Here is an 11,298-nt window from a genome sequence, read left to right on the forward strand (position 1 = left end):
TCCTTTGTGCTTGACTGCTTTTTTTATTTTCTGCGTGATAAAACGCTTTTTTCCGTTTGCAAGAATTGGCTTCGCGATTTAGCTACTCGTGCGATACGCTCTTCCGCAAGGCGGTCTGCCGCTACGTACGATGGCACGCCATCACGTTTCGAAATTGCAAAAATCTGCTCGATCGTCTCATAGATGCCTGCTACACGCTTCATAGCACGGTCATGATTATAGCCGTCAAGCTCATCGGCAACATTGATGACGCCCCCTGAGTTGATGACATAGTCCGGCGCATAGACGATACCCATTTCATGGATCTGATCGCCATGTTCTGGATTCTTCAATTGGTTGTTTGCTGATCCCGCAATGACTTTTGCTTTCAATTGTGGAATCGTTTCATCGTTGATAATGGCACCAAGGGCACATGGAGCGAAGATGTCCGCTTCTTGTGAATAGATTTCGTCGACTTCAACAGCTTCCGCGCCAAATGCATCCACTGCACGCTGGACAGCTTCTTTGTTAATGTCTGTGACAATCAATTTCGCGCCTTCTTCATGCAAGTACTCGCAAAGTGTATAAGCGACATTTCCTACGCCTTGTACCGCAATAGTCTTCCCTTCTAGGGAATCACTGCCGAACGCTTCTTTCGCAGCCGCTTTCATGCCGCGATATACGCCGAATGCCGTTACCGGGGACGGATTGCCCGAAGAACCGAATTCAGCGGAGACGCCTGTTACATAATCCGTCTCAAGGTGGATGAGGTTCATATCCTCTTCAGTTGTACCAACATCCTCAGCAGTGATATAACGGCCGTTCAAGCCTTCGATGAAACGTCCGAATGCACGGAACAGCTCAGGGTTCTTGTCTTTCTTCGGATCTCCCATGATGACTGTCTTTCCGCCTCCAAGGTTAAGGCCTGCTGCCGCATTCTTATATGTCATGCCTTTTGCAAGGCGAAGTGCGTCCTCGATCGCTTCTTCTTCCGAAGCATAAGTCCACATGCGCGTACCGCCAAGCGCAGGTCCGAGAGTTGTATCGTGAATCGCGATGATCGCTTTAAGTCCGGATGTCTTATCTTGGCAGATGACAAGTTGTTCGTAATCGCTGTTTTCCATATACTTGAATAGTTCCATTTGTAATTCCTCCTAAGATGGTGTTTATTTTATTGAGCAAAGAATCGCCAGTGCAAGTGAGTACAGTTTACTTTCCATACTATCCGAACGCGATGTAAGCACAATGGGTGCTCTGGCCCCTTCAATGACAGCGCCGACTTTTGCGTTCGCAAAGTACATCAGTGATTTATAGAGGATGTTTCCAGCCTCGATGTCCGGGACAAGAAGAATATCGGCATTTCCTGCTGTAACGCTTTCAATCCCTTTATGGCTTGCCGCTTCAACGGAAACCGCATTATCGAGAGCAAGCGGGCCATCGATGATGCAATCTGTGATTTGGCCTCGCTGGTTCATGACGACCAGTGCTGCTGCATCCATTGTAGGCTGCATGGCAGGATTGACAGTTTCAATTGCGGCAAGCGGTGCAACAATCGGCTTATCAACTCCGCATGCATGGGCTACCCGTACCGCGTTCCGCGCAATTTGCGCTTTCTCCGTAAGATCTGGCGCAATATTCATGGCTGCATCCGTTACGAACAGCAGCCGGTCATACCCTTGCACTTCGAACGCGGCAACATGTGACAAAGTTTTCTCCTTGCGCAATCCATATTCCTTATGGAGAACTTCCCGCAGGATCACGGCGGTCGGCAAGTTCCCTTTCATAAGAACATGCGCCTTTCCTGCGGAAACAGCTTTCACGGCCTTCTCCGCTGCTTCCTTGTCACTTTTGCTGTCCAATATCTTCACTGAATCGTTTTGCTTTAGTTCTGTGAAGGCTGCATCGATCAGCCGCGTGATTTCCGTTTCATCGCCAAAAAGGAGAAATGACGCAAGTTCCTTTTCAAGTGCCAGGTGAACGGCTCCGAGTACCTCTGGATCAGTTGCCGCGGCTACCGCAACAACTGGTCTTGCATCTGGGCAAACTGCCTTTTCTAGAAGTGAATCCAAAGTCTGCACTGCCGGGATCCCCCTCTCATATCAATTTGTGCTTTTCCAGCTTGTAATAAAGGGAACGAAGGGAAATGCCTAACCGTCTTGCGGCAAGTGATTTGTTGCCTCCGTTTTCTTCAAGCACCTTTCCAAGCACAGATTTTTCATATTCGTCCATAATGGAGGCGAGAGTACTCTTTTCAGGCAATTTCTCGGTCTCCTGTTTGGCGGTATTTGAAAACAGTGATTTTCGGATGTCGTTTTCTTCTATGACCGTCGTTCCTGATTTCATATAGATCATCGCCCTGCTCAGGACATTTTCAAGCTCCCGCACATTACCAGGCCAATCGTATTGACAGAGGCTCTCCAAAGCGCCTTCCGAAATTTGCTCCACGCTCATCCCGAATTCCTGGTTCAGCTTTCCGAGCAGGCGTCCTGCGATCTCCGGTATATCTTCTTTACGAGCACGGAGCGGCGGTATGTGGATGGAAAGCCGATTCAATTGGTAATAGAGCTCTTCATTGAAGAAACCATCAGCCATCGCCTTTTCAAGGTTCATGGAGCTACCTGCTATCAGGCGGACGGCAATTTTTTTCCCGTTTCTGCATATTCCTTCTCTTAAGCAGCGGACAAGTTCAGCCTGGACATATTCCGGCAAGTCCGTCACTTCATCGAGGAATAGAGTACCGCTCCCTGCGAGCAACCCTTCTTCGGGCAAGCCGGAATGTGTTTCCTCGGCATTGCCAAACAGTTCCGTTTCCATAAGATCCGGATCGATTACACTGCAATTCACCCGGATGAATTCTTTCTCTTTCCGCTTTCCGCCAGAGTGGATTACATGGGCGAACAACTCTTTGCCCGCACCCTGCTCGCCTCTGAGGAGAACGGGCACTTCGGATTTCGATGCGACTTTCGCCTGTTCAACCGCAAGGATGATTTCAGATGAAGTTCCGTTAATGTCTGAAAACGTATACGTCGATTCAAGCTTGCGGATGATTGAATGCGCCCAATCAAGTTCCCGCATCAGTGATCGCATTTCAGTGATATCATGGATCACCCCGACACTTCCGATTAGATCTTTCCCGACGATGATCGGAGCAACATTGACAATCACATCACGGTTTCCTTCCCCGATCCGCATATTCACGCCACGGACCGGCTTACCTGTCTCCAGTACTTTCATATGGATACTTTCACCTTCGTTGATATCGACGGTCGCAGGTTTTCCGATCACTTCGTCTTCTGAAAGCCCGGTGATTCGCGTATATGCCGGATTCACCAGAATGCCGTTCCCTTTTTCATCGACTACAGAAATCGCATCATCGCTCGAATGGATGATCGCTTCCAGAAGCGTTTTCACTTGCCGCAAATCGGTAATTTCTTCCGCCAGTTTTACAGCTTCCGAAATATCCTTGAAAACGGCAAACGCCCCAATCCTTTCTCCTTTTTCAGTAAGGATCGGAAAACGGGAACTGACAATTTTAAGCCCGTTCGGAAGTGTGAGTTCGTTATTCAATTCCGGTTCGCCCGTTTCGAATACCCGGACGAGTTTACTATCGGGAATCAGTTCGGCAATCGGCCTGCCGATAGCATTCCCCGCGAGCACACCAAGCATCCTGCAAGCGCTTTCATTGATGAAATCAATAGCTCCGGACTTATTGATCCCAATCATCCCTTCATCGAGTGAATCGAAGATCAGCCGCTGTTTATGTATCTGGTTTTTGATCTGGTCAAAAAACCGATTGTTCTCTTCCAGCGAACGGACGAGAAGATTTGCGACTGTTCCAGGTATGATCAGTGTACCTTCCGCTTTCTTTTTCATCAGCTCCGGAAACACAGCACGGTCTCCTGTGACATCGAATACAATTTGAATGTCTTCTGCAAGGAACTCCGTCCAGTCGGATCCGCAAGAAATACCTTTTTGTTTTGCGGAGACGAGCCCAGGAGCGTTTGCGTCTTTATCGACAATGGCCTTTACGGTCATGAGTTCCGATCTGTCCAATAGATCCAATAAGACGGAGCCTCCTTCGCCAGCCCCGACGATAAGAACGTTTTGCAAGGATGTTCAAACTCCTTTAATATGAATGCAATCTTTTGCAAATCCATATTCATCATACACCATTCTTCGCACCTTGACAATAATTGTTGACGCTGTAAAATTGAACTCGGTAAGGAGTTGTTCATAATGGCCCGATTAGCGGCATTTATCGTCCTTCTCATTCCCGGAATTGCAGCTGCTACAGGCATAAAATTGATGAGAGATTCTCTTTTCGGTATTCTTTTTAAGCCATTCCCTTTTATTTGGCTTCAATTCCTCGTCGGTTTTTTGTTGTTTGCGGCAGGACTAGGGTTTTTCGCCGGTTTTTTGCTTCGACGGGATCGTCGGAAGGGACGGGTAGCAGAGCGCTTCAAAGATAAATGATCTAACGTACTGAAAAAGGACATGACAAGCTTTTGCTTGTCATGTCCTTTTCAATCTATTCCAAAAAACGTTCAGGATAATCGGTGATCCAGCCGGATACGAACGATTTTGCATCCGGAATGAACCCCTCCTTCCCATTGACCCCGTACATACGGAGCGGCTTGCCGCTGCTGATCAGAATATCCCTCGCACCGTCCTTCCATAGGCGTTTATGGAAGTGCAGACTGTCCGCCGCCGTAAATACACCTTCCCTTACAGATTCCAGCTGCTTCTTTTTCAGCAAGAGAGCCGTCTCCATTGCTTGATCAAGTTCCTTTACCTGCTCAAGAAGGCAGTAGTCGAACGAAGAAATATGCACTTCATCCAGCAAATTTGCTAAGTGAAGGATTGCCGGAAGAGAGTCCGGCCTCTCCGCCACCCCTTCTTTTAACTCAATATTGAGTGCCAAGTGGTGCAACAGACAAAAAGAGACCGCTTCCTGCAGCGACGGGATTTTGCTGCCGAACAAACGCCTTCCGAACCGCTTGCCAACCCGGATAAGCGTAAGTTCTTCCCAGGTCAGCCGGGAAACTTCAATCGGTTTCCCTGCAACCCTTTGCAAAGTCGGGTCATGCAGTACAACAGGAACACCATCAGAAGTCAGTTGTACATCAAGTTCAATACCGTCCGCCTGCACGTCTGCAGCTTTCTGAAAAGCCGCCAGCGTATTCTCGAAACATTTGGCCGAAGCACCGCGATGCGCAAAGACGAGAGGTCTAGACATTGAGCACATCATCTATCATTTCGAATGTTCCGGTTGCAATTTTAGTAAGAGTGGTCGATTTTTGTCCTATAGACAGCACAACTCCAGGATAGGCCTCTTTAGAAATAAAAATCTTCGGAGGCTCGGCATCTCGCATCTTTCTCATTCCATGCTGGATTTCCCTGTCGAGTTCGAACATTTTCTCATAAGCCGCGCCAATCGATTCCTGCATTTTTTCCAACGCGTCCCTTTGTTCAGCTTTCAAACCAGCTGGATTGACCCCTTCGAATTTCGAAACATGTTTCTCCAGCTGGCTCGTTGTCCCTTGAACCTCTTTCAATTCTATAGCTAGATGCTGGATCTCTTTGTAGATCAAGTCCTTGTCAATCCCGGATGCTGAGAGATGTGTCAGCCGTTCGTGCTGATTGCCGGCATATGCGCATTCGATACTATACAGCGCTTCGATGCGGCCGCCGATAATTTTACCTTGATTGGTATCCACAGCCACTCTTTCTGCAACAACATGGGATCCGAAAATATAAAGGCCTACATGAATGGTTTGGGCGAACATTTTACAGTCATTTGCATGTTTGATATAAATATCGCCTTTCGCCTCAATAATCGACATTCCCCCGCCAAACACGCCGCCTTTGATATACAGATCTCCATCAGACGAGCAGATCTCCTTTGAATTGGTGACTCCTTCACTTCCTTCGATTGAAATGTCTCCAGTAGCTTTGACAGAATAACCAGCAAGCACTGTTCCCATTACCCGGACGGCACCGTCAAACGTGATGGAACCTGTTTCGGGTCCGACATCACCATTAATGACGAGCTGAGGGTTGACACTCACAAGATTTCCTTCAATAAAGTCAAGCGCCCCGCCCCGGCTTGCCCTCAGAACAATTTTTTGGCCCTCCTGCACTTCAAAGACGGACTTCCTGTCGTATTCAAGGAACGCATCACTTCCCCGCTGGGCTGGTATTTCGTGCCCGAACACATCAATTCCTGGGATCCCTTCTTGCGGAGGCACTTTTTCACCAAGCCATTGTCCTTGCTCGATCGGGGTCACAAAATTCATATCATAATAATCTGCAGAACCGTCTTCCTTGATCAAGGGTTTCCGTTCCGGCTTTTCGATATAGGTAATGACGGCATCTTCCCCTCGTAACGGTTCACGGCCAACAGCAGCTGTGATGGCTGATCCAGGCAGGAAAGTGACTTCGCTTAGGTCTTGCCTGCCGAAAGCGATCCCTCTTTCGTCTAGTTCGTAAGAAGCTTGCGCTAGGATCTCTTCGCGTCGGGATAGGAAATCCTCCAACGTCACATTGAAGGTGATTTCCGCTTTTAATTTATCTGGTGATATGTCAATTTCAATTTCCGGGATGTATATTCCGATTTGATGCTCTTCCCCGACTTCCGTAAGCGCTTTCCTAAGAGCAGGAAACGATTCAATCTTCAAACGAGGGTGCTGCCTTGTGATCAGGTCGAAGGATTTCATCGGGTAGCCGCCTTTTTTTAAACGAAGGAACACTATTTGTTCCTCTGTGATGTACACATCAAAAAAATCATTTTGGACAAGCATGACAGCTCCACCTCCTATCGCTCTTTTCATTATAGTCTATTTATACGACTATTTGGATAGGCGGAAGGATGCAATGATGCTAGCAGGAACCTTGCCAAAAAGAAAAGCTCCCCTTCACGCCGCGATGCGTAAAACAGAGCTTTGAGCAGTATTAGCAAGCCATATGTTCAATTCGGATTTTATCGGCGATCATTGCAATGAATTCTGAATTCGTCGGCTTGCTCTTTAAGTGATGTACCGTATAGCCAAATGTTTTTGAGATGACATCGTAATTTCCACGGTTCCACGCCACTTCGATCGCATGCCGGATCGCCCGCTCGACGCGTGATGGTGTTGTTTTATATTTCTCAGCGATATCTGGATATAGGATTTTTGTAACTGAGCCCAAAAGCTCAACATCCGTATAGACCATCTGGATTGCTTCGCGGAGGAAGGCATACCCCTTTATATGAGCTGGGACTCCGATTTCTTTGATGATGGAGGTGATTGTCGTATCAAGCATCTTCTGGTTCATTACCCCTTCTTCGGATACTGTTTGGGTTTTCATTTGAAGCTGCTGGCCGACGGGCTTATTTGTCCCCGCCACTTGGAAGATCTGCGTGACGAGCCGGTCAAGTTCAAACGGCTTCAACATGAAATAGGATGCCCCGAGACTCGCCGCCTGGCTCATGACATCTTCCTGTCCGAATGCAGTTAACATGATGACATGCATTCCCGATAAGTTATAATCCGACTGAATTGTCTCCAGGACAGCAATCCCGTCAAGATGCGGCATGATGATATCAAGCAACAAGATATCGGGTTTCTTTTCGCTCAGCATCGATAAACAGACTTTTCCATTATGCGCCGTCCAGATGACTTCGAATTCCTGCTGCTGTTCCAAAAAAGCCTGCATGGTGCGGACGAGTTCCTTGTTATCGTCAGCAATTGCGATTTTCACCTTTTCCATTCCTTTAACCTCCAATAATTTACCTTCTTATAGTTTATCGACTGTTCTTAAAGGATTTTCGACAAAACCGCTGGAATTCCTTTCTAAAACTAAAAAATGAAACTTATGAATTACGGTTTCCCTATATTTCGACTAACTTCGCTGAACATAAAAAACATGAAGCCGAATCCTTATCGGATCGGCTTCATGTTTTCGTTTTATTTTTCGCCACCGCGCATGGTGACCAGGAAGAGACCAGCACCCTTCTTCGGCTCATCGACGAACATATGGGTGACGGCCCCAACAAATTTTCCATCTTGAATTACCGGACTGCCACTCATACCTTGGAGGATTCCTCCAGTTTTCGTCAATAAAGCGGTATCCGTCAAGATAAATTGGAATTGTTCAGGCTCCACTTTCGTGATTTCGATTTGGAAGGATTCCACTTCGGTCCCTTTTACCGTCGTATAGATCTCTGCATTGCCGACAGTTAGTTCCGCTGGCTGCATAATCTCAAGCGGTTCGGCTAAAACTTTCTGGTAAGCGCTATTCCATGCGCCAAAAATGCCGTACACGCCATTCGATCGGATTGTTCCCAAATAATCTTCGTCCTTCACAATTGAAGAAATCTTATATCCTGGAGTGCCCGGCAAACTTTTCTTGATCTGTTCAATTTCTGAAAGATAGATGGCTCCATTCTTGAAGGAGGGTGGAGACTTTAATGAGCTGTCGACGATTTGATGTCCTAGTGCTCCATACGTCCCTTTCTGAGGATCCACATATGTTAAGGTCCCTGTCCCTTCCGTCCGGTCTTTCAGAAACGGAAGGATACGTTTAAAGGCATTCGTGTCTGCCACTAATGCGTTTTCTTCACCGCCGCTTGAAACGATCACGCGTACTTGATCTTTTTGCACTTCAGGCAAAATTGTCTCAAGATCCTTAAGCGCCTTTATCTCTTTGCCGTCCAGTTTTTGGACCGAATCGCCAGCCCTGAGCCAGACATTGTCGCCGACTGACACATCATTCGTGACGAAAACACCTGTCAGATCCATTTGGATTCCAATGGATTGCCCCATCGGGATCACTGATTCGCTGCCCGCTGCAGCCTCATGTCCAAACGGCAATAAAATGAAAAACGCGGCCAGCACTGCGGTCAGCATACTTCGTCTATTCCGCTCCATAGTTCACCTCCTCATTTAACGTACTAATGGTATGTCCGTTCACCGAAATGTTATAAGAGGTAAATCGAGCAAAAGCGGCTTACTGCAGTGCTGTATATAGATTTGGAAAATACATCCTGGCCTTTCGCTGCAACCATACATGGTCTGAAACATAAAAAACGCACATACTAAAATGTATGTACGCCAACTACGCAAGCCGGAATATTTTTTTCCTGTTTTCCGCCAGCTTCAGCAATTCATCTGCATGCTGCAATGTCAATTCCGTGATCTCAGCGCCAGACAGCATCCTTGACAATTCTTTAATGCGGTCCATGCCTGTTATTTCATTTATGTCTGTCAGCGTCCTGTCATCTTTTACATCTTTTTTGATCAGGTAGTGATGATCCGCCATCGCCGCGACTTGCGGAAGATGCGAAATGCATAGCACTTGGGAATGGGTCGCAATCATTGCGATCTTTTCAGCAATCGCTTGGGCAACCCGGCCACTGACCCCCGTATCCACCTCGTCAAAAATGATCGATGTGACTCCCTGGTGTTTAGAAAATATTGTCTTAAGCGCAAGCATGACACGGGATAACTCTCCGCCAGAAGCGATTTTTACAAGCGGCTTCAGCGGCTCCCCTACGTTGGTTGAGATGTAAAAGGCCACTTCATCATATCCGTTTGCATCAAATGCACCGTTCGCTTTACGCAAGATCTGAACATCAAATGTCGACTTTTCCATATAAAGCTCTTTCAGCTGCTCCGCGATGCTTGATTTTAACCGTTCTGCGGCTTCTTTGCGAATAACGGACAACTCATTCGCCTCTACGTCCAAGTCTTGTTTGATCTGCTCGAATTTATCCTGCTCTTCTCCCAGGCGTTCATCCCTATTCAGGAGACGGTCAAGTTCATCGGCAATTTTATCTCTGTAAATCATTATATCTTCAACTGATGCGCCGTATTTTCTTTTTAAAGAGACAAGTAAAGCTAATCGGCTTTCCACGATATCCAGACGGCCTGGATCAAATTCCATCCCATCAATAATACTCTTCAGCTCATGTGCTGTATCTTGAAGCGTATAAAAACTTGTGGCGACTGATTCCGAGTAGGCGCCAAGCGATGTATCGATAGAAGCTGCGTCTTCCAGATCGCTCATGGCGGAACCGACCCAGTCAAGAGCATGATTGTCAGCACTTATGGAATCGTACGCCGTATTCAGTCGCTCGAACAAGCGGTTGAAGTGCTGGAGTTTGCGCTTCTCATCTTCCAGCTCCTCCTCTTCGCCAATAACAAGAGACGCTGCATCAATTTCGTTTAACTGAAACGTATACAGATCGATCCGCTGAGCGGCTTGCTGATCATTTTCCGCCATATTATCGAGCTTCCGTTTCAGCTTGATATAGGAATCATATAGCTCCGTGTAACTTGCCATCGCAAGGCGAAGCGATTCCCCCGCAAATTGGTCAAGAAGATTGATGTGCCGTTTTTCCAGCATCAGTTCCTGATTATCATGCTGTCCATGGATATCAATGAGCTGGGAGCCGATTTCACGCAGGATGCCGATTGTCACCAGCTTTCCATTGACACGGCAAGTGGATTTGCCGTTGCTGTTGACGTCTCTCCTCAATATCAGCGTACCCTCATCATGTTCTATGCCGAACTCCTGCAGCTTCTCAAGCACAGGATGGTTAGCCTCCTCGACTGTAAACAGCCCTTCCAGTTCAGCTTTCCGGGCTCCGTGGCGGATGAATTCCTGCGATCCCCTTCCGCCTGCAAGCAGCTGGACGGCATCAATGATTATGGATTTCCCCGCACCGGTCTCTCCCGTCAATACAGTAAGACCATCCTCAAATGTCACTTCAAGATGATCAATAATGGCGAAATTGCGAATAGATAATTCACGTAACATTGAAGTCTTCCCCCTTTCGCGTTTGAGATGCCAGGCATTTACACCTAGATCATCGCGAGAAGCTTCTCCTTCACTTCTGCCGCGACTTGCTCATTTCGGCAAATGATCATGCATGTATCATCACCGCAGATGCTTCCGAGCATGTCTTCCCACGGCAGATTATCGATCAACGAACCGACGGCATGGGCGTTTCCCGGCATTGTCTTCAAAACAATAAAATGACCCGCGTTGTCAATGCTGATAAAAGCATCCGAAAGCATACGGCGGAGTTTGTCTTCTGTGTTGAATTTATTCACTTGCGGCAGGCTGTATTTATAACGGCCGTCTTGTAGCGGCACTTTGATAAGATGCAGTTCTTTGATATCACGTGACACAGTCGCCTGTGTGACATCCACGCCTGCACTTTTTAGCTTTTCGACGAGCTGGTCCTGTGTCTCGACTTCCTGGGCCGTGATGATATCACGGATGCGGATGTGCCGCTGTCCTTTATTCAATCCTATCACTCCGTTGAAAAAAAGA

10 protein-coding genes are annotated in these 11,298 nt (G+C 47.3%); 1 reads left to right on the plus strand and 9 read right to left on the minus strand.

The window, feature by feature from the left end; translation table 11 throughout:
- Positions 1–23 precede the first annotated feature (23 nt).
- From bcd to ACZ5FK_RS02995, 3 genes are read right to left on the minus strand one after another with little or no spacing between them, the layout of a single operon-like run.
- Positions 24–1,121 carry a branched-chain amino acid dehydrogenase gene (gene bcd, locus ACZ5FK_RS02985; RefSeq protein ID WP_464806431.1) on the minus strand — a complete coding sequence of 366 codons (1,098 nt, stop codon included), beginning with the start codon at positions 1,119–1,121 and terminating at the stop codon, positions 24–26.
- A gap of 24 nt (positions 1,122–1,145) precedes the next feature.
- Positions 1,146–2,057, minus strand: a complete 912-nt coding sequence (gene yqiS, locus ACZ5FK_RS02990; RefSeq protein WP_464806432.1) for a phosphate butyryltransferase — start codon at positions 2,055–2,057, stop codon at positions 1,146–1,148.
- A 16-nt stretch (positions 2,058–2,073) separates the two neighbouring features.
- Positions 2,074–4,089, minus strand: coding sequence for a sigma 54-interacting transcriptional regulator (locus ACZ5FK_RS02995; RefSeq protein WP_464806433.1), 2,016 nt, complete (start codon positions 4,087–4,089; stop codon positions 2,074–2,076).
- A gap of 126 nt (positions 4,090–4,215) precedes the next feature.
- On the opposite strand from ACZ5FK_RS02995, the gene ACZ5FK_RS03000 reads away from it, so the two are divergent.
- Positions 4,216–4,452, plus strand: coding sequence for a DUF2627 domain-containing protein (locus tag ACZ5FK_RS03000; RefSeq protein ID WP_464806434.1), 237 nt, complete (start codon positions 4,216–4,218; stop codon positions 4,450–4,452).
- 55 nt (positions 4,453–4,507) lie between these two features.
- On the opposite strand, the gene ACZ5FK_RS03005 is transcribed toward ACZ5FK_RS03000, so the two are convergent.
- The 6 genes from ACZ5FK_RS03005 to ahrC all read right to left on the minus strand — a co-directional run bounded on the left by ACZ5FK_RS03005 (position 4,508) and on the right by ahrC (position 11,273).
- On the minus strand, positions 4,508–5,215 hold the full coding sequence (locus ACZ5FK_RS03005) for a glycerophosphodiester phosphodiesterase (protein WP_464806435.1): 708 nt from the start codon (positions 5,213–5,215) through the stop codon (positions 4,508–4,510).
- A complete protein-coding gene (locus tag ACZ5FK_RS03010) occupies positions 5,208–6,779 on the minus strand; it encodes a DUF342 domain-containing protein (protein ID WP_464806436.1) in 1,572 nt (523 codons plus the stop codon). The genes ACZ5FK_RS03005 and ACZ5FK_RS03010 overlap by 8 nt, the downstream gene beginning before the upstream one ends.
- Positions 6,780–6,930: 151 nt before the next feature.
- Complete coding sequence (gene spo0A, locus ACZ5FK_RS03015) at positions 6,931–7,728, minus strand: sporulation transcription factor Spo0A (RefSeq protein ID WP_464806437.1); 798 nt, start codon at positions 7,726–7,728, stop codon at positions 6,931–6,933.
- A 197-nt stretch (positions 7,729–7,925) separates the two neighbouring features.
- Positions 7,926–8,888 carry a SpoIVB peptidase S55 domain-containing protein gene (locus ACZ5FK_RS03020; protein WP_464806438.1) on the minus strand — a complete coding sequence of 321 codons (963 nt, stop codon included), beginning with the start codon at positions 8,886–8,888 and terminating at the stop codon, positions 7,926–7,928.
- Positions 8,889–9,075: 187 nt separating this feature from the next.
- Complete coding sequence (gene recN / locus ACZ5FK_RS03025; RefSeq protein ID WP_464806439.1) at positions 9,076–10,779, minus strand: DNA repair protein RecN; 1,704 nt, start codon at positions 10,777–10,779, stop codon at positions 9,076–9,078.
- Between the two features lie 44 nt (positions 10,780–10,823).
- Entirely contained in the window at positions 10,824–11,273 is a 450-nt protein-coding gene (ahrC, locus tag ACZ5FK_RS03030) for a transcriptional regulator AhrC/ArgR (protein ID WP_464806440.1), read from the minus strand.
- Positions 11,274–11,298 lie beyond the last annotated feature (25 nt).

Source organism: Sporosarcina sp. GTC18466, assembly GCF_055389225.1.

Coding starts and splice junctions, on each gene's coding strand:
- recN (WP_464806439.1), bottom strand. CDS start 10,779: ATGTTACGTGAATTATCTATTCGCAATTTCGCCATTATTGATCATCTT.
- bcd (WP_464806431.1), bottom strand. CDS start 1,121: ATGGAACTATTCAAGTATATGGAAAACAGCGATTACGAACAACTTGTC.
- ACZ5FK_RS03020 (WP_464806438.1), bottom strand. CDS start 8,888: ATGGAGCGGAATAGACGAAGTATGCTGACCGCAGTGCTGGCCGCGTTT.
- ACZ5FK_RS03005 (WP_464806435.1), bottom strand. CDS start 5,215: ATGTCTAGACCTCTCGTCTTTGCGCATCGCGGTGCTTCGGCCAAATGT.
- ACZ5FK_RS03000 (WP_464806434.1), top strand. CDS start 4,216: ATGGCCCGATTAGCGGCATTTATCGTCCTTCTCATTCCCGGAATTGCA.
- ACZ5FK_RS03010 (WP_464806436.1), bottom strand. CDS start 6,779: ATGCTTGTCCAAAATGATTTTTTTGATGTGTACATCACAGAGGAACAA.
- spo0A (WP_464806437.1), bottom strand. CDS start 7,728: ATGGAAAAGGTGAAAATCGCAATTGCTGACGATAACAAGGAACTCGTC.